The following is a 22,606-nucleotide window of genomic DNA, read 5'->3' on the forward strand; positions in this document are numbered from 1 at the left end:
GCGTCATGGCAGAAATCAAGAACTACACCCTCAACTTCGGTCCGCAGCACCCGGCAGCGCACGGCGTGCTGCGCCTCGTGCTCGAGCTCGACGGCGAAGTCATCCAGCGCGCCGATCCGCACATCGGCCTGCTGCACCGCGCGACTGAAAAGCTCGCGGAAAACAAGACCTTCATCCAGTCCGTGCCGTACATGGACCGTCTCGACTACGTGTCGATGATGGTCAACGAGCACGGCTACGTGCTCGCGATCGAGCGTCTGCTCGGCATCGACGTGCCGGAGCGCGCGCAGTACATCCGCGTGCTGTTCGACGAGATCACGCGCGTGCTGAACCACCTGATGTGGATCGGCGCGCACGCGCTCGACGTCGGTGCGATGGCCGTGTTCCTGTACGCATTCCGCGAGCGCGAAGACCTGATGGACGTGTACGAAGCGGTGTCCGGCGCCCGGATGCACGCGGCGTACTACCGTCCGGGCGGCGTCTACCGCGACCTGCCTGACGCAATGCCGCAATACAAGGCGTCGAAGATTCGCAACGAGAAGGCGCTCGCGAAGATGAACGAAGCGCGCAGCGGCTCGGTGCTCGACTTCATCGACGACTTCTTCACGCGTTTCCCGAAGTGCATCGACGAGTACGAAACGCTGCTGACCGACAACCGGATCTGGAAGCAGCGTCTGGTCGGGATCGGCGTCGTGAGCCCGGAACGCGCGCTGCAGATGGGCCTGACGGGCCCGATGCTGCGCGGCTCGGGTATCGCGTGGGACCTGCGCAAGAAGCAGCCGTACGAAGTGTACGACCGCATGGATTTCGACGTGCCGGTCGGCGTGAACGGCGATTGCTACGACCGCTATCTGGTGCGCGTCGAAGAAATGCGCCAGTCCGTCCGCATCGCGAAACAGTGTATTGAGTGGCTCCGCAAGAATCCGGGCCCGGTGATGACCGACAATCACAAGGTTGCGCCGCCGTCGCGCGTCGGCATGAAGACCAACATGGAAGACTTGATTCACCACTTCAAGCTCTTCACCGAAGGTTTTCACGTGCCGGAAGGCGAAGCGTACGCGGCGGTCGAGCATCCGAAGGGTGAATTCGGCATCTACCTCGTGTCGGACGGTGCCAACAAGCCGTATCGCCTCAAGATCCGCGCACCGGGCTTCGCGCACCTCGCGTCGCTCGACGAAATGGCGCGCGGCCACATGATTGCCGACGCCGTCACGATCATCGGTACGCAGGACATCGTGTTCGGCGAAATCGATCGCTAATGGTTGCGCCGCCCGCGCGAGCGGGCGGCGAGCAGTAAGTCACACGCGATGCGCGCTGAACCGGCGCGGCTTCGCAAGCTGTCAACAGTGAGCGCCAGGTCTGCCGTCCTTGCACAGCAGTGCGGCAGGTTGTTCGTTCGGTAGGAATTGAAAGAGTCGTGTCTGAAAATGATCTCAGCTGAAGGCCTGAAGGAAATCGATCGAGCGTTGACGAAGTATCCCGCCGATCAGAAACAGTCCGCCGTGATGTCGGCGTTGGCCGTCGCTCAGGAAGAGCACGGCTGGCTGTCGCCCGAACTGATGCAGTTCGTCGCGGACTATCTCGGCATGCCGGCCGTCGCCGTGCAGGAAGTCGCGACGTTCTACACGATGTACGAGCTCAAACCGGTCGGCAAGCACAAGATCACGCTCTGCACGAACCTGCCGTGCCAGCTTGGCCCGCACGGTGGCGCGGAAGCGACTGCCGACTACCTGAAACAGAAGCTGGGCATCGGCTTCGGCGAGACCACGCCCGACGGCAAGTTCACGCTGAAGGAAGGCGAATGCATGGGCTCGTGCGGCGATGCGCCGGTGCTGCTGGTGAACAATCACAGAATGTGCAGCTTCATGAGCCGCGAGAAGATCGACCAGCTGCTTGAGGAGCTCTCGAAATGACGTCCCTCCACGACCGTCACATCAAACCGCTGATCCTCGCTGGTCTGAACGGCGAGAACTGGCATCTCGAAGACTACGTTGCGCGCGGCGGCTACAAGCAGCTGCGCCGCATCCTCGAAGAAAAGATTCCGCCGGAGCAGGTGATCGCCGACGTGAAGGCATCGGGCCTGCGCGGCCGCGGCGGTGCGGGCTTCCCGACGGGCCTGAAGTGGAGCTTCATGCCGCGTCAGTTCCCGGGGCAGAAGTACCTCGTCTGCAACTCGGACGAAGGCGAACCGGGCACGTTCAAGGATCGCGACATCCTGCGCTGGAACCCGCACGCGCTGATCGAAGGCATGGCCATCGGCGCGTACGCGATGGGCATCACCGTCGGCTACAACTACATCCACGGCGAAATCTTCGAAGTGTATCGACGCTTCGAGGCCGCGCTCGATGAAGCGCGTGCCGCGGGTTTCCTCGGCGACAACATCATGGGCTCGGAATTCTCGTTCCAGCTGCACGCGCACCACGGTTACGGCGCGTACATCTGCGGCGAGGAAACGGCGCTGCTCGAGTCGCTCGAAGGCAAGAAAGGCCAGCCGCGCTTCAAGCCGCCGTTCCCGGCGAGCTTCGGCGTGTACGGCAAGCCGACCACGATCAACAACACCGAGACGTTCGCCGCGGTGCCGTTCCTGCTGTCCATCGGGCCGCAGAATTACCTCGAGATCGGCAAGCCGAACAACGGCGGCACGAAGATCTTCTCGGTGTCGGGCGACGTCGAGCGTCCGGGCAACTATGAAGTGCCGCTCGGCACGCCGTTCGCGACGCTGATGGAGCTCGCCGGCGGGATGCGCGGCGGTCGCAAGATCAAGGCCGTGATTCCGGGCGGCTCGTCGGCACCGGTGATCCCGGGCGACATCATGATGCAGACCGATCTCGATTACGACTCGATCGCGAAGGCCGGCTCGATGCTCGGCTCCGGCGCGGTGATCGTGATGGACGAGACGCGCTGCATGGTGCGTTCGCTGCTGCGCCTGTCGTACTTCTACTACGAGGAATCGTGCGGCCAGTGCACGCCGTGCCGTGAAGGCACCGGCTGGCTGTATCGCGTCGTGAATCGTATCGAGCACGGCGAAGGGCGCCAGGAAGATCTGGACCTGCTGAACTCGGTTGCAGAGAACATCATGGGCCGCACGATTTGCGCGCTCGGCGATGCGGCGGCAATGCCGGTGCGCGGCATGCTCAAGCATTACTGGGACGAGTTCGCGTACCACGTCGAGCACAAACAGTGCATGGTCGGCGGCCATGCGCACGCGGCGGCAGCCTGAAGCGAAGCACCGGTTGCGGAATTTGAGCGCACGGTCGGGCGAACGCGCGAACGGGCGGAAATAGGTTAAGGACCATTCACCATCATGGTTGAACTTGAAATAGACGGCAAGAAGGTCGAGGTGCCCGAAGGCAGCATGGTGATCCAGGCTGCGCACAAGGCGGATACGTACATTCCTCACTTCTGCTATCACAAGAAACTGTCGGTTGCGGCCAACTGCCGGATGTGTCTCGTCGAAGTCGAGAAGATGCCGAAGGCCGTGCCTGCCTGCGCGACGCCCGTGTCGGCCGGCATGATCGTGCGCACGCAGTCCGACAAGGCCGTGAAGGCGCAGCAGTCGGTGATGGAATTCCTCCTCATCAACCACCCGCTCGACTGCCCGATCTGCGATCAGGGCGGCGAATGCCAGCTGCAGGATCTGGCGGTCGGCTACGGCAAGTCGTCGTCGCGCTACTCGGAAGAAAAGCGCGTGGTGTTCCACAAGAACGTGGGCCCGCTGATCTCGATGGAAGAAATGTCGCGCTGCATTCACTGCACGCGCTGCGTCCGCTTCGGCCAGGAAATCGCCGGCGTGATGGAGCTCGGCATGCTGGGCCGCGGCGAGCATTCGGAAATCACGACGTTCGTCGGCAAGACGGTCGATTCCGAACTGTCGGGCAACATGATCGACCTGTGCCCGGTCGGCGCGCTGACCAGCAAGCCGTTCCGCTACAGCGCGCGTACGTGGGAATTGTCGCGGCGCAAGTCGGTGAGCCCGCACGATTCGGTCGGCGCGAACCTCGTCGTGCAGGTGAAGAACAACCGCGTGATGCGCGTGCTGCCGTTCGAGAACGAAGCGATCAACGAATGCTGGATCTCGGACAAGGATCGTTTCTCGTACGAAGGCCTGAACAGCGAAGAGCGCCTGACGAAGCCGATGCTCAAGCAGGGCGGCCAGTGGATCGAAACCGACTGGCAGACCGCGCTCGAATATGTCGCGAAGGGCCTGAAGGGCATCGCCGCGGATCACGGCGCGAACGCGCTGGCGATGCTCGCGAGCGCGCACAGCACGGCCGAGGAGCTGTTCCTCGTGAAGCAGCTCGCCAACGAACTGAAGACGCCGAACGTCGACTTCCGTCTGCGTCAGCAGGATTTCTCGGCACCGGTCCAGGGCGCACCGTGGCTCGGCATGCCGATCGCCGAACTGTCGAACGTGGATGCTGCGTTCGTCGTCGGTTCGTTCCTGCGCCGCGACCACCCGCTGTTCGCCGCTCGCCTGCGCCAAGCCGCGAAGAACGGTGCGACGCTGCACTTCCTGCACGCGACCGCCGATGACTCGCTGATTCCGACCGCGAAGCGCATCGTCGCCGCGCCGTCGGCATGGCTCGACGAACTGGCCGGCATCGCCGCGGCCGTCGCGCAACTGCGCGGCGTCGCGCTGCCCGACGCGCTCGCCGGCGTCGCCGCATCGCCCGCAGCGCAAGCTGTCGCGCAGTCGCTCGCGAACGGCCAGCGCCGCGCGGTGCTGCTCGGCAACGCGGCCGTCCGTCACCCGCAATTCGCGAAACTGCACGCCGTCGCACAGTGGATCGCCGACAACACCGGCGCCACGTTCGGCTTCCTGACGGAAGCGGCGAACACGGTCGGCGCGCACGTCGTCGGCGCCCTGCCGGGCGAAGGCGGCCTGAACGCGCGCGAAGCGTTCGCGCAGCCGCGCAAGGGCTACGTGCTGCTGAACGTCGAACCGGAATTCGACACCGCCGATCCGGCACAGGCGCTTGCCGCGCTGAACCAGGCCGAAATGGTCGTCGTGATGTCGCCGTTCAAGCATGGTCTCGACCATGCGGACGTGTTGCTGCCGATCGCGCCGTTCACGGAAACGGCCGGCACGTACGTGAACGCCGAAGGCTCGGTGCAGAGCTTCAACGGCGTCGTGCGCCCGCTCGGCGACACGCGTCCGGCGTGGAAGGTGCTGCGCGTGCTCGGCAGCCTGCTCGGCCTGCCGAACTTCGAATACGAAACGGCGGAAGAAGTGCGTCTCGCGGCGCTCGGCGACGCAGGCGTCGCGAACCGTCTGTCGAACCAGACGTCGGTCGCGCCGGCGCGCGCCGCGGCAGCTGCGGCGAACGGCGGCTTCGAGCGTCTCGCCGACGTGCCGATCTATCATGCCGACGCACTCGTGCGCCGCGCGGGTGCGCTGCACCTGACGGCCGCCGCGAAGGCTGCGAATGTCGCAGCGCTGCCGGCCGGGCTGTTCGACAAGCTGGGCTTGAAGGAAGGCGACGCGGTGCGCGTGCGCCAGGGCGAGCGTGCGGTGCAGTTGCCGGCCGTGCGCGACGCGAATCTTGCGGAGACGGTCGTTCGCGTGTCGGCGGCGACGCCTGCCGGCGCAGCGCTCGGCAGCCTGTCCGGTGAACTGGTGGTGGAGAAGGCGTAAATGAGCTTGTTCGATACGATCAACGCGGGCGGAGCCCAGCTTCTCGGCGTCGCGTGGCCGACGGTGTGGGCCCTCGTGCGCATCCTCGTCGTCGCCGTCGTGATTCTGCTGTGCGTCGCGTACCTGATTCTGTGGGAACGCAAGCTGATTGGCTGGATGCACGTGCGTCTCGGCCCGAACCGCGTCGGCCCCGGCGGTCTGCTGCAGCCGATCGCCGACGTGCTGAAACTGCTGCTGAAGGAAGTCATTCAGCCGAGCGCGGCGAGCCGCTGGCTGTACCTGATCGCGCCGATCATGACCGTCGTGCCGGCGTTTGCCGTGTGGGCGGTGATTCCGTTCCAGGCCGAAGCGGTGCTCGCGAACGTGAATGCGGGCCTGCTGTATGCAATGGCGATTTCGTCGATCGGCGTGTATGCGGTGATTCTCGCCGGCTGGGCGTCGAACTCGAAGTACGCGTTCCTCGGCGCGATGCGTGCCGCGGCACAGATGGTCTCGTACGAAATCTCGATGGGCTTCGCGCTCGTGCTCGTGCTGATGACGGCCGGCAGCCTGAACCTGTCGGAAATCGTCGGCTCGCAGCAGCACGGCTTCTTCGCCGGCCACGGCGTGAACTTCCTGTCGTGGAACTGGCTGCCGCTGCTGCCGGCGTTCGTCGTTTATTTCGTGTCCGGCATCGCCGAAACGAACCGTCACCCGTTCGACGTGGTGGAAGGGGAGTCGGAGATCGTCGCGGGTCACATGATCGATTACTCGGGCATGGCGTTCGCGCTGTTCTTCCTCGCCGAGTACATCAACATGATCGTGATCTCGGCGCTGGCCGCGACGCTGTTCCTCGGCGGCTGGGACGCACCGTTCGAATTCCTGTCGTTCATTCCGGGCATCTTCTGGCTGGTGCTGAAGGTATTCGCGCTGCTGTCGGTGTTCATCTGGGTGCGCGCGACGTTCCCGCGCTACCGGTACGACCAGATCATGCGTCTGGGCTGGAAGGTATTCCTGCCCGTCACGGTGATCTGGGTGGTCGTGGTCGGCTTCTGGATGATGTCGCCGCTGAACATCTGGGTGAAGTAAAGATCGGACGAAATCATGACGGCAATCCAACACTTCTTTAAGACCTTCTTCCTGACGGAACTGCTGAAGGGGCTCGCGCTGACCGGTCGTTACACGTTCCGGCGCAAGTTCACCGTGCAGTTCCCGGAAGAGAAGACCCCGATTTCGCCGCGTTTCCGCGGGCTGCACGCGCTGCGCCGCTATGAAAACGGCGAAGAGCGCTGCATCGCGTGCAAGCTCTGCGAGGCCGTGTGCCCCGCGATGGCGATCACGATCGAATCGGAAACGCGCGCGGACAACACGCGCCGCACGACGCGCTACGACATCGACCTGACGAAGTGCATCTTCTGCGGTTTCTGCGAAGAGAGCTGCCCGGTCGATTCGATCGTCGAGACGCAGATTCTCGAGTACCACGGCGAAAAGCGCGGCGATCTGTATTTCACGAAGGAAATGCTGCTCGCGGTGGGCGATCGCTACGAGAAGGACATCGCTGCGGCGAAGGCCGCCGACGCGCCGTATCGTTGATTGTGTTTGCAGTGCCGGCCCGGCATCAACGGGCCGAGCCGCCGCGACGGGTGCGGCACGCGAGAGCGTCCCGCAAGCCGCGCCTGACTATGGCCTAACGATGAACCGGTAATCATGGAATTCACGACCGTACTGTTCTACATCTTCGCGCTGCTCCTGGTGGTATCAGGGCTGAAGGTGATCACTTCGCGCAACCCGGTGGCGTCTGCGCTTTTCCTTGTGCTGGCGTTCTTCAACGCCGCCGCGATCTGGATGCTGCTGGAGGCGGAGTTCCTCGCGATCCTGCTGGTGCTGGTGTACGTGGGCGCCGTGATGGTGCTGTTCCTGTTCGTCGTGATGATGCTGGACATCAACATCGATTACCTGCGCCGCGACTTCAAGCGCTTCGTGCCGATGGCGACCGTCGTCGGCGCGATCATCGTGGTCGAGACCGCGCTGATCCTGTGGCGCGGCTACGGCGACACGAACACGGTGCACGCAATGGCGACGGGCGCGATGGCCGACTGGTCGAACACGCGACTGATCGGCAAGGTGATCTACACCGACTACATCTTCGCGTTTGAAATCGCCGGCCTGGTGCTGTTGGTCGCGATCATTGCCGCGATCGGGCTGACCGAGCGCAAGGGCAAGGACAGCAAGCGCCAGCGCGTGTCGGATCAGGTCAAGGTGCGCCGCGGCGACCGCGTGCGCCTCGTGAAGATGGAAGCGGACAAGCCGCAGCCGGAAACGGCGCAGAGCGAAGCCGGTACGAGCACCAACGGCTAAGCGGAGGAAAGGAAAACCATGCTGACTCTTGCTCATTACCTCGTGCTCGGCGCGATCCTCTTTGCGATCGCGATCGTCGGGATCTTCCTGAACCGCCGCAACATCATCATCATCCTGATGGCGATCGAACTGATGCTGCTGGCGGTGAACACCAACTTCGTCGCGTTCTCGCACTACCTCGGCGACGTGCACGGCCAGATCTTCGTGTTCTTCGTGCTGACCGTCGCCGCAGCGGAAGCCGCGATCGGTCTCGCGATTCTGGTGACCCTGTTCCGTAAGCTCGACACGATCAATGTCGAGGATCTCGATCAGCTCAAAGGTTAATTTCAGGCAACGCTGTTATGTCAACGACACTCAATGAAAACCTGCTGCTGGCGATTCCGCTCGCTCCGCTGGCCGGCTCGCTGATTGCGGGGCTGTTCGGGAACGCAGTGGGGCGCAAGGGCGCACACCGGATCACGATCCTCGGCGTATTGATCGCGTTCCTCCTGTCGGCGAAAGTCTTCGTCGACGTGATGGGCGGCGCGAGCTTCAATGCGACCGTCTACGAATGGATGAACGTCGGCTCGCTGAAGCTCGAAGTCGGCTTCCTCGTCGATTCGCTGACCGCGATGATGATGGTCGTCGTGACCTTCGTCTCGCTGATGGTGCACGTGTACACGATCGGCTACATGTCGGAAGAAGACGGCTACCAGCGCTTCTTCTCGTACATCTCGCTGTTCACGTTCTCGATGCTGATGCTCGTGATGAGCAACAACTTCCTGCAGCTGTTCTTCGGCTGGGAAGCGGTGGGTCTGGTGTCGTACCTGCTGATCGGCTTCTACTTCACGCGTGAGAGCGCGATCTACGCGAACATGAAGGCGTTCCTCGTGAACCGCGTGGGCGACTTCGGCTTCCTGCTGGGCATCGGCCTGCTGCTGGCGTTCGCGGGTTCGATGAACTACGGCGAAGTGTTCGCGAAGCGTGCCGAGCTCGCAAGCCTGCACTTCCCGGGCACCGACTGGGGCCTGCTGACCGTCGCCTGTATCTGCCTGTTCATCGGCGCGATGGGTAAATCGGCGCAGTTCCCGCTGCACGTGTGGCTGCCCGACTCGATGGAAGGCCCGACCCCGATCTCCGCGCTGATTCACGCGGCAACGATGGTGACGGCCGGCATCTTCATGGTGTCGCGCATGTCGCCGCTGTTCGAGCTGTCGGATACCGCGCTGTCGTTCATCACGGTGATCGGTGCGATCACGGCGCTGTTCATGGGCTTCCTCGGGATCGTCCAGAACGACATCAAGCGTGTCGTCGCGTATTCGACGCTGTCGCAGCTCGGCTACATGACCGTCGCGCTCGGCGTGTCCGCTTACCCGGTCGCCGTGTTCCACCTGATGACGCACGCGTTCTTCAAGGCGCTGCTGTTCCTCGGCGCCGGTTCGGTGATCATCGGCATGCACCACGACCAGGACATGCGCAACATGGGCGGCCTGCGCAAGTACATGCCGATCACGTGGATCACGTCGCTCGTCGGTTCGCTCGCGCTGATCGGCACGCCGTTCTTCTCGGGCTTCTACTCGAAGGACTCGATCATCGACGCGGTGAAGCTGTCGCACCTGCCGGGTTCGGGCTTCGCATACTTCGCGGTCGTCGCGAGCGTGTTCGTCACGGCGCTGTACTCGTTCCGCATGTACTTCCTGGTGTTCCACGGCGAAGAGCGCTTCCGCAAGCCGAAGCATCCGGAATCGCCGATGGGCATGGCGGCCGCGCACGGTCACGACGATCACGGCCATGGCCACGGTCATGACGACCACGCGCACGAGCCGCACGAGACCCCGTGGGTCGTGTGGGTGCCGCTGGTCCTGCTGGCCATTCCGTCGGTGATCATCGGCGCGATCGCGATCGGCCCGATGCTGTTCGGCGACTTCTTCCAGCACGGCGTCGCATTCGACAAGGTGATCTTCATCGGCGAAAACCATCCGGCACTGGCCGAGATGGCCGAAGAGTTCCACGGCTGGGTGGGCATGGGCCTGCACTCGGTGTCGGGCCTGCCGGTGTGGCTGGCGCTCGCCGGTGTCGTCGTCGCGTGGTTCCTGTACCTGAAGCGTCCGGAGCTGCCGGCGTCGATCCGCCGCGCGTTCGGTCCGATCTACACGCTGCTCGACAACAAGTACTACATGGACAAGATCAACGAAGTGGTGTTCGCCCGTGGTTCGGTGGCGATCGGCCGCGGCCTGTGGAAGGAAGGCGACGTCGTCGTGATCGACGGCCTCGTCAACGGCAGCGCCCGGTTCATCGGCTGGTTCGCCGGCGTGATCCGCTTCCTCCAATCCGGTTACATCTATCACTACGCGTTCGCCATGATCATCGGCATGCTGGGGCTCCTGACCCTGTTTGTAACGCTCGGCGGCAAATAAGGCGGGGGGACAACTAATGCACGCTTTTCCGATTCTCAGTACCGCGATCTGGTTGCCGATCGTTTTCGGCCTCCTCGTGCTCGCGGTGGGTAACGACAAAAATCCGGGGACGGCCCGCTGGGTCGCGCTGATCGGTTCGCTGCTCGGTCTCGCGGTCACGATCCCGCTGATCACGGGCTTCGACTCGAGCACGGCTGCGCTGCAGTTCGTCGAGAAGTCGACCTGGATCGAACGCTTCGACATTGCGTATCACCTCGGCGTCGACGGCATCTCGATGTGGTTCGTCGTGCTGACCGCACTGATCACCGTGATCGTCGTGATCGCCGCATGGGAAGTGATCACCGAGAACGTCGCGCAGTACCTCGCGGCGTTCCTGATCCTGTCCGGGATCATGATCGGCGTGTTCTCGGCGGCCGACGGCCTGCTGTTCTACGTGTTCTTCGAGGCGACCCTGATTCCGATGTACATCATCATCGGCGTGTGGGGCGGCCCGAACCGCGTGTACGCGGCATTCAAGTTCTTCCTGTACACGCTGGCCGGCTCGCTGCTGATGCTGGTCGCGCTGATCTACCTGTACACGCAGACGCATTCGTTCGATCTGGCGACGTGGCAGAACGCGAAGATCGCAATGACGCCGCAGATCATGCTGTTCATCGCATTCTTCCTCGCATTCGCGGTGAAGGTGCCGATGTGGCCGGTGCACACCTGGCTGCCGGACGCGCACGTGGAAGCGCCGACGGGCGGCTCGGTCGTGCTGGCGGCGATCATGCTGAAGCTCGGCGCGTACGGTTTCCTGCGTTTCTCGCTGCCGATCACACCTGACGCGAGCCACTTCCTGGCACCGGTCGTGATCACGCTGTCGCTGATCGCGGTGATCTACATCGGCCTCGTCGCGATGGTGCAGGCCGACATGAAGAAGCTGGTCGCGTATTCGTCGATCGCGCACATGGGCTTCGTCACGCTCGGCTTCTTCATCTTCAACCAGCTCGGCGTCGAAGGCGCGATCGTCCAGATGATCTCGCACGGCTTCGTGTCGGGCGCGATGTTCCTGTGCATCGGCGTGCTGTACGACCGCGTGCACTCGCGCCAGATCGCCGATTACGGCGGCGTCGTGAACGTGATGCCGAAGTTCGCGGCATTCGCGATGCTGTTCTCGATGGCCAACTGCGGCCTGCCGGGTACGTCGGGTTTCGTCGGCGAGTTCATGGTGATTCTCGCGGCCGTCCAGTACAACTTCTGGATCGCGTTCGGCGCGGCATTCACGCTGATCCTCGGCGCTGCCTACACGCTGTGGATGTACAAGCGCGTGTACTTCGGCGCGGTGGCGAACGATCACGTTGCCAAGCTGAAGGACATCGGCCGTCGCGAATTCACGATGCTGGCCGTGCTCGCCGCTTTCACGCTGCTGATGGGCCTGTATCCGAAGCCTTTCACCGACGTGATGCACGTTTCCGTGGAAAACCTCCTCTCCCACGTCGCGCAGTCGAAGCTGCCGCTGGCCCAGTAATCGCGAGCGGAGGAAATCAAGATCATGAACGCACCTATGAATGTCCTGTTGCCCGACGCGCTGGTGATGGTCGCCATCGTCGTCGCATGGCTGAACGACACCTTTACCGGTGCCGCCGGCCGCCGCCTGACCTATCTGATCGCGGTGGTTTCGTCGATCGTCGCCGGCGTGTGGTTCGCGGTTCAGGCGCTGGACCCGCAGCAGTATTACTTCTTCTCGCGGATGGTCGTCGTCGACTCGTTCGCGAGCATGATGAAGGCGGTCGTGTCGCTCGGCTTCGCGGTCTCGCTCGTCTATTCGCGCAAGTACCTCGAAGACCGTGACATGTTCCGCGGCGACGTGTTCCTGCTGGGCATGTTCTCGCTGCTCGGTCAGCTGGTGATGGTGTCGGGCAACAACTTCCTGACGCTGTATCTCGGCCTCGAACTGATGTCGCTGTCGCTGTATGCCGTCATCGCGCTGCGCCGCGATGCCGCACAGTCGAGCGAAGCCGCGATGAAGTACTACGTGCTGGGCGCGCTCGCGTCGGGCTTCGTGCTGTACGGCATCTCGATGCTCTACGGCGCGACCGGCTCGCTCGAGCTGGGCGAGGTGTACAAGGCGGTCGGCGGCAACACCGATGCGGCCGTGCTGATGTTTGGCGTGATCTTCATCGTCGCCGGTATCGCATTCAAGCTCGGTGCCGTGCCGTTCCACATGTGGGTGCCGGACGTGTACCAGGGCGCACCGACCGCGATGACGCTGTTCGTCGGCGGCGGCCCGAAGGTTGCCGCGTTCGCGTGGGGCCTGCGCTTCCTGGTGATGGGCCTGCTGCCGCTCGCACAGAACTGGCAGACCGCGCTCGTGATCCTCGCCGCGCTGTCGCTGATCGTCGGTAACATTACCGGTATCGTCCAGCGCAACATCAAGCGGATGCTCGCATACTCGGCGATCTCGAACATGGGCTTCGTGCTGCTCGGCCTGCTCGCCGGCATCGTGAAGGGCGACGCGACCGCACCGGCGAACGCGTACAGCTCGGCGATGTTCTACGCGATCGTCTACCTGATCACGACGCTCGGCTCGTTCGGCGTGGTGATGCTGCTCGCACGCCGCGATTTCGAAGCCGAAACGATCGACGACTTCAAGGGCCTCAACAAGCGCAGCCCGGTGTTCGCGTTCGTGATGATGGTCATGATGTTCTCGCTGGCCGGTATTCCGCCGACCGTCGGCTTCTACGCGAAGCTCGCGGTGCTCGAGGCGACCGTCAACGCAGGGCTCACGTGGCTGGCCGTGCTGGCCGTGATCACGTCGCTGTTCGGCGCGTTCTACTACCTGCGCATCGTCAAGCTCATGTACTTCGATGCACCGCAGGATGCGACCCCGGTCACCGGCGATTTCTGCAAGCGCACGATCCTCGTGCTGAACGGTATCGCAGTTGTCGTGCTCGGCCTGATCCCGAGCCCGCTGCTGACGGCCTGCCTGCAGGCAATTCGTCACACGCTGCCGCTGTAATGTCGGCAGCCGGCTGGTTTATCGTGCTGTTGGCGCTTGCGGGCGCCAACGTGCCGTTCCTGAACCAACGCCTCTTCGCCGTCGTGCCGATCGGTGCGACGAAGAAGAATGCGTGGGTTCGGATCGGCGAGCTGATCGTGCTGTATTTCGTCGTCGGCGCACTCGGCTTCTGGCTCGAATCGCGCGCCGGCAACCGCTTCGAACAAGGCTGGCAGTTCTACGCGATCACGTTCAGTCTCTTCGTCGTGTTCGCGTTTCCCGGCTTCACGTTCCAGTATCTCGTCAAACGACGCTGACGGCTCCGGCCGTCGCGTGCTCATTCCTCCGGAGCTGCCGATGGCCGAACTACCCAATCACGACGCCGCACTGACCGAAACCTGCCTCGAGAGCGAGGCGATTTTCGACGGCGCGTTCCTCAAGCTGAAGCGCGATACCGTCCGCTTGCCCGATGGCAAGCAGGCCACGCGCGAATACGTGCAGCACCCGGGCGCGGTGATGGTGATCCCGCTGTTCGACGACGGCCGCGTGCTGATGGAAAGCCAGTATCGCTATCCGATCGGCAAGGTCATGGCCGAATTCCCGGCCGGCAAGCTCGATCCGAACGAGGGCGCGCTTGCTTGCGCGGTGCGCGAATTGCGCGAGGAAACCGGCTATACGGCGCGCGAATACGTGTTCCTGGCGCGGATTCACCCGATCATTTCCTATTCGACCGAATTCATCGACCTGTATCTCGCGCGCGGGCTGACCGCCGGCGAGCGCAAGCTCGACGAAGGCGAATTCCTCGAGACCTTCACGGCGACGCTGCCCGACCTGCAGGAGTGGGTGCGCACGGGCCAGATCACCGACGTGAAGACGATCATCGGCGCGATGTGGCTCGACAAGGTTTTGTCCGGCACCTGGCCGCTCGGCCCGGTCGAGAAGCCCTGACGGCGCGTCAGCGGCGGGTGGAGCACCGCGTTACAATCCTGTGACGCGGCCGCTGTCCGGCCGCGCGATCCTGGTTTAGCACGATCGTTCACAAAAGCGCGTTTTGCGCTACACTCGCCACACGCCCTGATTCAGCATGAAGGTCCTCGATTTACAGTGCCCGCACGGTCATCGGTTCGAAGGCTGGTTCGCTTCCGCCGATGAGTTCGAAGCGCAGTTGTCCCGCAATCTGGTCGAATGTCCGGTGTGCGGGACGACCGAGATCACCCGGATGCCGTCGGCGCCGCGCCTGAACCTGTCGGGTGCGACGCAGGCGCAGCCGGCCGATCCGCGTGCGTTGCAGGCGCAGGTGATGCGCGCACTGCGCGAGGTGCTGGAGAAGACCGAGAACGTGGGCGAGCGCTTCGCCGAGGAAGCGCGGCGCATCCATTACAACGAGGCGCCGGCGCGCAGCATTCGTGGCGTCACGACGCCGGAGGATGCGCAATCCTTGGTCGAAGAAGGCATCGACGTGATGCCGCTGCCGATTCCTGCCGCGCTGAAAGAACCGCTGCAATGACGTACGCAGTGTGTCCTGGGCCGGGGACGGCCGCGGCCAGGAGACACTGCGCATGGATCTGGATTATTCCCCCGCCGACGACGCATTCCGCGCCGACGTCCGCGCCTGGCTCGAGGCCAATCTGCCTCACGCATTGCGCGCCAAGGTACTCGATCACAAACGACTCGACCGCGAGGATTTCGCGAGCTGGCACCGGATTCTCGGCCAGCGTGGCTGGTCCGCACCCGCGTGGCCGCCCGAATATGGCGGTCCGGGCTGGAACGCGACGCAGCGTCACATCTGGGATGAGGAGTGCGCACGCATCGGCGCGCCGACCGTGCTGCCGTTCGGCGTATCGATGGTCGCGCCGGTGCTGATGAAATACGGCAGCGAAGCGCAGAAGCGCCACTATCTGCCGCGCATTCTCGACGGCACCGACTGGTGGTGCCAGGGCTATTCGGAGCCCGGCTCCGGGTCGGATCTCGCATCGCTTCGCACCCGCGCCGAACGTCACGGCGACCACTACGTCGTCAACGGCCAGAAGACATGGACCACGCTCGGCCAGTACGCGGACATGATGTTTTGTCTCGTACGCACCGATCCCGCGGCGAAGAAGCAGGAGGGCATCTCGTTCCTGCTGATCGACATGAAGACGCCCGGCATCACGGTGCGCCCGATCATCACGCTCGACGAGGATCACGAAGTCAACGAAGTGTTCTTCGAGGACGTCAAGGTGCCCGTCGAGAATCTCGTCGGCGATGAAAACCGCGGCTGGACTTACGCGAAATATCTGTTGGGCCACGAGCGCACCGGCATCGCGCGCGTCGGCGCGTCGAAGCGCGAGCTCGCATTCCTGAAGCGCGTGGCGTCGAACCAGCGCAAGAACGGCAAGCCGCTGCTCGCCGATCCCGTGTTCGCCGCGAAGGTCGCGGCGCTCGAAGTCGAGCTGATGGCGCTCGAGGTGACGGTGCTGCGTGTCGTGAGCCGCGAGACGAGCGGCAAGGGGCCGGGCCCGGAGGCATCCATGCTGAAGATCAAGGGCACCGAGGTGCAGCAGGCACTCACCGAGCTGATGTTCGAGGCGATCGGGCCGCTCGCCGCGCCGTTCGACGTGCCTTTCCTCGAGGGCGAGCGCGAACACAGCTGCGCGGGCGACGACGATGCCGCGCCGCTCGCCGCCTACTACTTCAACTACCGGAAGACATCGATCTACGGCGGTTCGAACGAGATTCAGAAGAACATCATCGCGCAGATGATCCTGGGGCTGTGATCAGGGAACGGAGACAACCATGGATTTCAGCTTTACCGACGAGCAGCAACAGTTTGCCGACGCGCTGCGCCGTTATCTCGGCGAGCAATACGGTTTCGACGCGCGCCAGGCCATCGTGCGAAGCGATGCCGGCGTGTCGGACACGCAATGGAGCGCATTCGCGGAGCTGGGCCTGACCGCGTTGCCGGTGCCCGATGCACAGGGCGGTTTCGGTGGCGGCCCGGTCGACATGCTGGTCGCGATGCAGGAGCTCGGCCGCTCGCTCGTGGTCGAGCCATACTGGGCGACGGCGGTCGGCATCGAGGCACTGCGTGTCGCCGGCTCCGGCACGGGCGACGATGCCGCGTTGCTGGAAGCGGTCGCACAAGGGCAAAAGCGCCTGGCCGTGGCATTCCACGAACCGCGGGCACGTTACGACCTGTACGAACTCGACACGCACGCGCGCGATCAGGGCGGCACGTATCGGCTGACCGGGACCAAGTCGGTCGTTCAGCACGGCGCCCAGGTGCATGCGTGGATCATGCCCGCGCGTGTCGATGGCGGCGGCATCGGCCTGTTCGTCGTCGAGCGCGATGCGCCGGGAGCGAAGGTCGTCGACTACCGGACGATCGACGGTCAGCGCGCCGCGACGATCGAGCTGCACGACACGCCCGCACGCCAGCTGACGGGCGGCGCACGCGATGCGGCCGCACTCGAGCAGATCGCCGATTACGCGACCTTCCTGCTCTGCGCGGAAGCGGTCGGCGCACTCGACGAGCTGAATCGCGCGACGGTCGAATACACGAAGACGCGCGAACAGTTCGGTGTGCCAATTGCACGTTTCCAGGCGCTGCAGCACCGGATGGTCGACATGCTGATTCACGCGGAGCAGGCGCGCTCGCTGACTTACCTGGCTGCGGTGCGTTACGCGAGCAGCGACGCCGATGCGCGCCGCAAGGCAGTGTCGGCGGCGAAGGCGCGGGTCGGCGCGGCAGCGCGCTTTGTCGGCCAGCAGGCGGTGCAACTGCACGGCGGCATGGGCGTGACCAACGAGGTCGCCGCCGCACACCTGTTCAAGCGGCTGTCGATCATCGAGACGACACTCGGCGACACCGATCATCATCTTGCGCGCATCGCGGCACTGCCGGATTTCGCGCTGACCGACGCAGCATGACGGCGGCGCGTGCGCGCGCCATGGGAGACAGACAGTGGGTATCAGTTACGAAGATCTGGAAGTCGGCAGTACGACCGAAATCGGCCGCTATACGTTCGAATCGGACGACATCAAGGCGTTCGCGCAACGCTACGATCCGCAACCGTTCCACCTCGACGAAGCGGCCGGCAAGGCATCGCCGTTCGGTGGCCTGGTGGCAAGCGGCTGGCATACTTGTTCGGTATTCATGAGCCTGCTCGTCAAGAAGCTGGGACCGGATTCGACCAGCATGGGTTCGCCCGGCATCGACTCGATCCGCTGGCTCAAGCCCGTGCGCGCGGGCGACACGATCACGATGTACCAGAAGATCCACGACAAGCGCGTATCGGAGAGCAAGCCCGATCGCGGCATCGTGTCGACCGAGTGGATCGGCGTCAACGGCGCCGGCGACACGGTGATCACCGTGCATACCAAGGTGATCTTCGGCCTGCGTCATCCGCAAGGAGCGGGCGCATGACGGACGTGACACTGCCGCTGATCGCGTCGGCGCAGGCGCTGCACGAGCGTGTTGGCGCGGAGCCGCTGGCGAGCGGCTGGGTCGAGATCGACCAGCGCCGCGTCGATGGTTTTGCCGACGCCACCGGCGATCATCAGTGGATTCACGTCGATCCCGAACGGGCGCGGCGCGAGTCGCCGTTCGGCGGCCCGATCGCGCACGGATTCCTGACGCTGTCGCTGATTCCCGCGCTGATGACCGACGCGATGCGCTTCGAGCAGAAGATGGGCGTGAACTACGGACTGAACCGCGTGCGGTTCCTGAAGCCGGTGCCGGTCGGTGCGCGCGTGCGTGCGCTGTTCGCGGTGAAGGAGGCGGCAGAGGCCGCGCGGAGCGGCGTGCAGGTGACGTGGTCGGTGTCGATTCAGGTCGAGCGTCCGGACGTTCCGTTGCTCGTGTGCGCGGCGGAATTCATTACGCTGCACTACTTCTGACGATGCGCGCGGCGGCATCGACGGATGCCGCCGCGTCGCACGCTGCGTGCTTCGTCAGTGCTTCGCGTATTGCGTCGCCCCGAACAGCATCTCGCGGGCCTTGTCGTCCTGCAGCGGTTTGCGCAGCGACGCGAGTACCTCGACGCCGCGCTGCACGGCTGCACGCGCGGCAATCGTTTCGTGCCAGCGCTTCACATTCGGCAGCTCGTCGAGCACGATGCCCTGGTTCTGCCACGAGCGCGTCCACGGGAACGTCGCGATGTCCGCGATCGTGTACGTGTCGCCGGCGAGATATTCGGATTCGCCGAGGCGCTTTTCCATCACGTTGTACAGGCGCTTCGCTTCATTCGTGTAGCGATTGACCGCATAGTCGATCTTCTCCGGCGCATACAGCCGGAAGTGATGCGCCTGCCCGAGCATCGGGCCGACGCCGCCCATCTGGAACATCAGCCACTCGAGTGTCGCATAGCGCTCGGCCGGCTCGGTCGGCAGGAACTGACCAGTCTTTTCCGCCAGATACACGAGGATCGCGCCCGATTCGAACAGCGAGATCGGCTTGCCGCCGGGGCCGTCCGCGTCGACGATCGCGGGGATCTTGTTGTTCGGGCTGATTTTCAGGAATTCGGGCTTGAACTGGTCGCCCGCACCGATATCGACCGGATGCGCACGATACGCGAGGCCCGTTTCCTCGAGCATGATGTGTACCTTGTGGCCGTTCGGGGTCGCCCAGCTGTAGACATCGATCATCGTCAACTCCTTTGTTGCATGCGCGAAAACGGCGCCGACGGGGCGCCGCGACAGGCGGTCATTAGAGCATGGATCGATGCGGGCTGCAGGCGACGGAAACGGGCAGCGTGCGCGTGCGCATACGCGTCGTCGCAACGGCGCAAGCGCCGCTGCGGCGTGCAGCTCAGCGCTTGTAGCGCGGCTGGCGTTTCTCGAGGAATGCGGTAATGCCTTCCAATGCATCCGCATGATGCAGCGACGCGACGAAGTGATCGCGCTCGGTGCCCAGATGTGCATCGAGCGGCTGTGCGGTCGCATCGTCGAGCAGCGACTTGATGCGCGTGAGCGCATTCGGCGAGATGCCGGCAAGCGAGTCGGCCCACGCGAGCGCGTCGGATAGCGCGGCACCGGGCGCGGCGAGCCGATTGACGACACCGAGCGCATGCAGGCGCTCGGCCGCGACGGGCTTGCCCTCGAACAGGATTTCGGCGGCGAGCGCCCGCGGCAGTGCGCGCGCGAGGAACCACGAGCCGCCGCCGTCGGGCGTGAGGCCGACGCGTGCATACGACATGACGAACTTCGCGTCGTGCGCGGCAACGATCAGGTCGCATGCGAGCGCGAGCGAAAATCCCGCGCCGGCCGCCGCACCTTCGACGGCCGCGATCACGGGCTTGGTCGTTTCGCGGATCGCCGTGATCCATGCGGCGAGCTGATCGATGCTGTCGGCCTGGTAGGACGGGTCCTTCGAGCGGTTCTCGAGCAGCCGGTTCAGGTTGCCACCCGCGCAAAAGAAACGATCGGCGCCGGTAAGCACGACCGCGCGAATGGCGGGATCGCGCTCGGCGGTGGCGAGCGCTTCGACGCCGGCTGCATACATGTCGGGATGCAGCGCGTTGCGCGCGCCGGGATTGGACAGCGTGAGGACGAGCGTCGATTCGCTCTCGAGCGGACGCGAGGCCAGCAGTTCAGCACTCATGCGAGTGTGTCTCCATCGGATGGCGAGGCTGCGGCACCGCGCGCTACGCGGGCGCACGCGCATACCCGTGAGGGTGCTGCCGCAGCGGATGCATTGTTGTCGTGACGGACGCGAAACTGCTTTAGACTAGCACGAACGTGCTTTTCAGCGCGACGCATCCCGATGCGGCCGGCGTCGGCTCGGCCGTGCTTCAGCAACGAAGGAGACTCCGATGCTACAGCTGTGCGGTATTCCGTTGTCCAACTATTACAACAAGGTGAAGTTCGTTCTGCTCGAACACGGCATCCCGTTCGAGGAGTCGGCATGCAGCCTGCCGATCTGCGATCCCGCACTGCTCGCCGATTCGCCGCTCGGCAAGATTCCGTTCCTGAAGACGGAAGAGGGTGCGCTGTTCGAATCCCAGGTGATCGTCGAGTATCTCGCCGCACGTTATCCCGACAAGGCGATTTTCCCTGCCGGACCGTTCGCAGCCGCGAAGGTGCGCGAACTCGTCGAGACGCTCGAGCTGTATCTCGAATGGACCGCGCGCGAGGTCTATACGGAGGCGTTTTTCGGCGGCAAGGTCAGCGACGGCATGAAGGCGCATGTCGAAAAGCGCCTGCCGCGCGCGATCGACGCGTTCAAGCAGATGACGCGGTTCTCGCCCTACGTGCTCGGCGACACGTTCAGTCTTGCGGACATTGCCGCGGCAATCCATCTGCCGGTGATCGGAATGGCGACGAAGGCCGTCTTCGGCCGCGATTTTCTGCTCGATGCCGGCATCGACTGGAAGGCGCACGCGAAGCTGGTCGGCGAGCGGCCGGCCGCGCAGCGCGTGGCGGCCGATCGCAAGGCCTATGTCGAGGCGACGAGCGCCGCACGTTCGTAAGCACGGGCGCGGGCGCGGTGCCGCACCGCGCACGCCCATCCACGAATTACAGGCGTGCGAGCCGTTCGAGCGCGGATGCGAGCGTGCTTTCCTGTTTCGCGAAGCAGAAGCGCACGACGCCCGATTCGTGCGGCTCGTGATAGAACGCCGACACCGGAATTGCCGCCACGCCGATCTCCGACGTGAGCCACTTCGAGAATTCCGCTTCGGGCAGATCGCTGATCGCCGAATAGTCGACGCACTGGAAGTACGTGCCGGGGCACGGCAGCAGCTTGAAGCGCGTGCGCTCGAGGCCGGCGCGGAAGAAGTCGCGCTTCTTCTGGTAAAAGTCGGGCAGCGTGAGGTACGGTGCCGGATCGCGCAGGTAGTCGGCGAGCCCGATCTGCATCGGCGTGTTCACCGTGAACACGTTGAACTGATGGACCTTGCGAAACTCCGCGGTCAGTGCGGCAGGCGCCGCGACATAGCCGATCTTCCAGCCCGTCACATGGTAGGTCTTCCCGAAGCTCGACACGATGAAGCTGCGCGCGGCCAGTTCCGGGTAGCGCGCGACGCTTTCATGCCGCGCGCCGTCGTAGACCATGTGTTCGTACACTTCATCCGACAGGATCAGCACGTTGGTGCCGCGCACGATCTCCTCGAGCTTGCGCATGTCGGCCTCGCGCCACACGGTGCCGGTCGGGTTGTGCGGCGTGTTGATCATGATCAACCGCGTTTTCGGCGTGATCGCCGCGGCCAGGCGATCGAACGGAATTGTGTAGTCGGGCGCGTCCAGCGTAACGAACACGGGCTTGCCGCCCGCGAGCTCGATCGACGGCAGATAGCTGTCGTAGGTCGGCTCGATGACGATGACTTCGTCGCCCGGATGGACCGCGCACAGGATCGCCGTCAGCAGCGCCTGCGTCGCGCCGGCCGTGACCGTGATCTCGGTGGCCGGGTCGTAGCGTCGGCCGTAGACCTGCGCGATCTTGTCGGCGATCGCGTCGCGCAACGGCGCGACGCCGGCCATCGGCGGATACTGGTTGTGACCGTTGCGCATCGCGGCCGCGACCGCGTCAACGATGCGCGGGTCGCAGTCGAAATCCGGGAAGCCCTGGCCGAGGTTCACGGCGCCTTTCTCGGCGGCGAGCGCGCTCATGACCGTGAAGATCGTCGTGCCGACGTTCGGCAGGCGCGAGGGGAAAACGGGAGTCGTAGGCATGTCGGAAGGAGCGTTCATCGATACGGTCGCAAGCGGTGGCGCCGGGCTCGTCAGGCCGGCGTGGCAGTGGTGGCGGTGACGGCCAACGCGGCATCGAGCGCGCAGGCTTCGGTAAATGGCGCGGGCTGCGCGATCCGGAAGCCGAAGTCGCGCGCGGTGCGCTTCGCGAGCTTGAGCAGCGCGCGATCTTTCGACACGAGCCAGTCGGCCTGCGCGGCGCGCGCGAGTTCGAGAAACTTCTGGTCGTCGCGGTCCTTGCACTTCGGCAGGGGTGGCGCGCCGGCATCCACGGGCGGCGGCTCGACGAGGCTCGCCAGGCGTGCGACGGTCGCGAGCGCTTCGGCCTTGTCGATCGCGCGCGCCTGAAACTGCGGATAATCGAGCACGAGGTCGAGTTCGTTCAGGCAGCGGCCGTCGATGACGGCGGCCAGCGTGCCGCGTTCGAGCGCAGCCCGGATCGGGCGCGTGGCGGGGTCGTCGAATACGAGTATGTCGATCCAGACGTTCGAGTCGAGCACGACGCGATGTGCGGCATGCGGGGCGAGGGAGCGGGTCATTCGTTACAATCGGTGGTTTTCGTCTGACCGCAAGGCACGGCGTGCCAGCGAGCCT

Annotated in this window: 23 protein-coding genes; 19 read left to right on the forward strand and 4 right to left on the reverse strand. The window is 64.3% G+C overall.

The window, feature by feature from the left end; translation table 11 throughout:
* Positions 1–5: 5 nt before the first annotated feature.
* The 18 genes from HW466_RS11900 (at position 6) to HW466_RS11985 (ending at position 18,223) form a co-directional block, all read left to right on the forward strand.
* On the forward strand, positions 6–1,259 hold the full coding sequence (locus HW466_RS11900; protein ID WP_059448010.1) for an NADH-quinone oxidoreductase subunit D: 1,254 nt from the start codon (positions 6–8) through the stop codon (positions 1,257–1,259).
* Positions 1,260–1,427: 168 nt separating this feature from the next.
* Complete coding sequence (nuoE, locus tag HW466_RS11905; RefSeq protein WP_006478266.1) at positions 1,428–1,913, forward strand: NADH-quinone oxidoreductase subunit NuoE; 486 nt, start codon at positions 1,428–1,430, stop codon at positions 1,911–1,913.
* Positions 1,910–3,220 (forward strand): NADH-quinone oxidoreductase subunit NuoF, encoded by a 1,311-nt coding sequence (gene nuoF, locus HW466_RS11910; protein ID WP_059448009.1) that lies wholly within the window; start codon positions 1,910–1,912, stop codon positions 3,218–3,220. The genes nuoE and nuoF overlap by 4 nt, the downstream gene beginning before the upstream one ends.
* An 84-nt stretch (positions 3,221–3,304) precedes the next feature.
* Positions 3,305–5,635: an NADH-quinone oxidoreductase subunit NuoG gene (gene nuoG, locus HW466_RS11915; RefSeq protein ID WP_059770865.1), complete on the forward strand. Its 2,331-nt coding sequence runs from the start codon at positions 3,305–3,307 to the stop codon at positions 5,633–5,635.
* The gene (gene nuoH / locus HW466_RS11920) at positions 5,636–6,703 is read left to right on the forward strand and encodes an NADH-quinone oxidoreductase subunit NuoH (protein WP_059448007.1); all 1,068 of its coding nucleotides are present in this window, start codon (positions 5,636–5,638) and stop codon (positions 6,701–6,703) included.
* Between the two features lie 15 nt (positions 6,704–6,718).
* Positions 6,719–7,207 (forward strand): NADH-quinone oxidoreductase subunit NuoI, encoded by a 489-nt coding sequence (gene nuoI / locus HW466_RS11925; RefSeq protein ID WP_011885529.1) that lies wholly within the window; start codon positions 6,719–6,721, stop codon positions 7,205–7,207.
* 114 nt (positions 7,208–7,321) lie between these two features.
* Positions 7,322–7,972 carry an NADH-quinone oxidoreductase subunit J gene (locus HW466_RS11930; RefSeq protein WP_059448006.1) on the forward strand — a complete coding sequence of 217 codons (651 nt, stop codon included), beginning with the start codon at positions 7,322–7,324 and terminating at the stop codon, positions 7,970–7,972.
* An 18-nt stretch (positions 7,973–7,990) separates the two neighbouring features.
* On the forward strand, positions 7,991–8,296 hold the full coding sequence (nuoK, locus tag HW466_RS11935) for an NADH-quinone oxidoreductase subunit NuoK (RefSeq protein WP_004185739.1): 306 nt from the start codon (positions 7,991–7,993) through the stop codon (positions 8,294–8,296).
* A 17-nt stretch (positions 8,297–8,313) separates the two neighbouring features.
* The gene (gene nuoL, locus HW466_RS11940) at positions 8,314–10,368 is read left to right on the forward strand and encodes an NADH-quinone oxidoreductase subunit L (RefSeq protein WP_059448005.1); all 2,055 of its coding nucleotides are present in this window, start codon (positions 8,314–8,316) and stop codon (positions 10,366–10,368) included.
* Between the two features lie 16 nt (positions 10,369–10,384).
* Positions 10,385–11,875, forward strand: a complete 1,491-nt coding sequence (locus HW466_RS11945) for an NADH-quinone oxidoreductase subunit M (protein WP_059448004.1) — start codon at positions 10,385–10,387, stop codon at positions 11,873–11,875.
* 36 nt (positions 11,876–11,911) lie between these two features.
* A complete protein-coding gene (gene nuoN / locus HW466_RS11950; RefSeq protein ID WP_174905840.1) occupies positions 11,912–13,366 on the forward strand; it encodes an NADH-quinone oxidoreductase subunit NuoN in 1,455 nt (484 codons plus the stop codon).
* Positions 13,366–13,662, forward strand: coding sequence for a DUF2818 family protein (locus tag HW466_RS11955; protein WP_059448002.1), 297 nt, complete (start codon positions 13,366–13,368; stop codon positions 13,660–13,662). The genes nuoN and HW466_RS11955 overlap by 1 nt, the downstream gene beginning before the upstream one ends.
* 40 nt (positions 13,663–13,702) lie before the next feature.
* Entirely contained in the window at positions 13,703–14,293 is a 591-nt protein-coding gene (locus tag HW466_RS11960; RefSeq protein WP_059448001.1) for an NUDIX domain-containing protein, read from the forward strand.
* Between the two features lie 136 nt (positions 14,294–14,429).
* A complete protein-coding gene (locus HW466_RS11965) occupies positions 14,430–14,852 on the forward strand; it encodes a DUF1178 family protein (protein WP_059448000.1) in 423 nt (140 codons plus the stop codon).
* 52 nt (positions 14,853–14,904) lie between these two features.
* Positions 14,905–16,101 carry an acyl-CoA dehydrogenase family protein gene (locus HW466_RS11970; protein WP_059808471.1) on the forward strand — a complete coding sequence of 399 codons (1,197 nt, stop codon included), beginning with the start codon at positions 14,905–14,907 and terminating at the stop codon, positions 16,099–16,101.
* A 19-nt stretch (positions 16,102–16,120) separates the two neighbouring features.
* Positions 16,121–17,254: an acyl-CoA dehydrogenase family protein gene (locus tag HW466_RS11975; protein WP_151003911.1), complete on the forward strand. Its 1,134-nt coding sequence runs from the start codon at positions 16,121–16,123 to the stop codon at positions 17,252–17,254.
* A gap of 34 nt (positions 17,255–17,288) precedes the next feature.
* Positions 17,289–17,750 (forward strand): MaoC family dehydratase, encoded by a 462-nt coding sequence (locus HW466_RS11980; protein WP_059447997.1) that lies wholly within the window; start codon positions 17,289–17,291, stop codon positions 17,748–17,750.
* On the forward strand, positions 17,747–18,223 hold the full coding sequence (locus tag HW466_RS11985; RefSeq protein WP_059447996.1) for a MaoC family dehydratase: 477 nt from the start codon (positions 17,747–17,749) through the stop codon (positions 18,221–18,223). The genes HW466_RS11980 and HW466_RS11985 overlap by 4 nt, the downstream gene beginning before the upstream one ends.
* A 54-nt stretch (positions 18,224–18,277) precedes the next feature.
* Here HW466_RS11985 and HW466_RS11990 read toward each other — a convergent pair whose 3' ends face one another.
* Positions 18,278–18,970, reverse strand: a complete 693-nt coding sequence (locus HW466_RS11990; protein WP_059502762.1) for a glutathione binding-like protein — start codon at positions 18,968–18,970, stop codon at positions 18,278–18,280.
* Positions 18,971–19,133: 163 nt separating this feature from the next.
* Positions 19,134–19,925 (reverse strand): oxepin-CoA hydrolase, alternative type, encoded by a 792-nt coding sequence (locus tag HW466_RS11995; RefSeq protein ID WP_059447994.1) that lies wholly within the window; start codon positions 19,923–19,925, stop codon positions 19,134–19,136.
* Between the two features lie 211 nt (positions 19,926–20,136).
* Between HW466_RS11995 and HW466_RS12000 the strand changes: the two genes are divergently transcribed.
* Positions 20,137–20,793: a glutathione S-transferase family protein gene (locus tag HW466_RS12000; protein ID WP_059502594.1), complete on the forward strand. Its 657-nt coding sequence runs from the start codon at positions 20,137–20,139 to the stop codon at positions 20,791–20,793.
* 46 nt (positions 20,794–20,839) lie between these two features.
* Here the strand turns inward: HW466_RS12000 and HW466_RS12005 are convergent, their stop codons facing one another.
* Together HW466_RS12005 and HW466_RS12010 are read right to left on the reverse strand one after the other, a co-directional pair.
* Positions 20,840–22,012: a pyridoxal phosphate-dependent aminotransferase gene (locus HW466_RS12005; RefSeq protein ID WP_151003913.1), complete on the reverse strand. Its 1,173-nt coding sequence runs from the start codon at positions 22,010–22,012 to the stop codon at positions 20,840–20,842.
* A 32-nt stretch (positions 22,013–22,044) separates the two neighbouring features.
* Positions 22,045–22,551, reverse strand: coding sequence for a putative toxin-antitoxin system toxin component, PIN family (locus HW466_RS12010; RefSeq protein WP_151003915.1), 507 nt, complete (start codon positions 22,549–22,551; stop codon positions 22,045–22,047).
* Positions 22,552–22,606: the final 55 nt, after the last annotated feature.

Origin of the sequence: Burkholderia territorii, from assembly GCF_902833055.1 — a bacterium.
GTDB lineage: Bacteria > Pseudomonadota > Gammaproteobacteria > Burkholderiales > Burkholderiaceae > Burkholderia > Burkholderia territorii.

Coding starts and splice junctions, on each gene's coding strand:
- HW466_RS11970 (WP_059808471.1), top strand. CDS start 14,905: ATGGATCTGGATTATTCCCCCGCCGACGACGCATTCCGCGCCGACGTC.
- HW466_RS11960 (WP_059448001.1), top strand. CDS start 13,703: ATGGCCGAACTACCCAATCACGACGCCGCACTGACCGAAACCTGCCTC.
- nuoG (WP_059770865.1), top strand. CDS start 3,305: ATGGTTGAACTTGAAATAGACGGCAAGAAGGTCGAGGTGCCCGAAGGC.
- HW466_RS12010 (WP_151003915.1), bottom strand. CDS start 22,551: ATGACCCGCTCCCTCGCCCCGCATGCCGCACATCGCGTCGTGCTCGAC.
- HW466_RS11930 (WP_059448006.1), top strand. CDS start 7,322: ATGGAATTCACGACCGTACTGTTCTACATCTTCGCGCTGCTCCTGGTG.
- HW466_RS11965 (WP_059448000.1), top strand. CDS start 14,430: ATGAAGGTCCTCGATTTACAGTGCCCGCACGGTCATCGGTTCGAAGGC.
- nuoH (WP_059448007.1), top strand. CDS start 5,636: ATGAGCTTGTTCGATACGATCAACGCGGGCGGAGCCCAGCTTCTCGGC.
- HW466_RS11975 (WP_151003911.1), top strand. CDS start 16,121: ATGGATTTCAGCTTTACCGACGAGCAGCAACAGTTTGCCGACGCGCTG.
- nuoN (WP_174905840.1), top strand. CDS start 11,912: ATGAATGTCCTGTTGCCCGACGCGCTGGTGATGGTCGCCATCGTCGTC.
- HW466_RS11955 (WP_059448002.1), top strand. CDS start 13,366: ATGTCGGCAGCCGGCTGGTTTATCGTGCTGTTGGCGCTTGCGGGCGCC.
- nuoK (WP_004185739.1), top strand. CDS start 7,991: ATGCTGACTCTTGCTCATTACCTCGTGCTCGGCGCGATCCTCTTTGCG.
- HW466_RS12005 (WP_151003913.1), bottom strand. CDS start 22,012: ATGAACGCTCCTTCCGACATGCCTACGACTCCCGTTTTCCCCTCGCGC.
- HW466_RS11945 (WP_059448004.1), top strand. CDS start 10,385: ATGCACGCTTTTCCGATTCTCAGTACCGCGATCTGGTTGCCGATCGTT.
- HW466_RS11995 (WP_059447994.1), bottom strand. CDS start 19,925: ATGAGTGCTGAACTGCTGGCCTCGCGTCCGCTCGAGAGCGAATCGACG.
- nuoI (WP_011885529.1), top strand. CDS start 6,719: ATGACGGCAATCCAACACTTCTTTAAGACCTTCTTCCTGACGGAACTG.
- nuoF (WP_059448009.1), top strand. CDS start 1,910: ATGACGTCCCTCCACGACCGTCACATCAAACCGCTGATCCTCGCTGGT.
- HW466_RS12000 (WP_059502594.1), top strand. CDS start 20,137: ATGCTACAGCTGTGCGGTATTCCGTTGTCCAACTATTACAACAAGGTG.
- nuoL (WP_059448005.1), top strand. CDS start 8,314: ATGTCAACGACACTCAATGAAAACCTGCTGCTGGCGATTCCGCTCGCT.
- nuoE (WP_006478266.1), top strand. CDS start 1,428: ATGATCTCAGCTGAAGGCCTGAAGGAAATCGATCGAGCGTTGACGAAG.
- HW466_RS11900 (WP_059448010.1), top strand. CDS start 6: ATGGCAGAAATCAAGAACTACACCCTCAACTTCGGTCCGCAGCACCCG.
- HW466_RS11985 (WP_059447996.1), top strand. CDS start 17,747: ATGACGGACGTGACACTGCCGCTGATCGCGTCGGCGCAGGCGCTGCAC.
- HW466_RS11990 (WP_059502762.1), bottom strand. CDS start 18,970: ATGATCGATGTCTACAGCTGGGCGACCCCGAACGGCCACAAGGTACAC.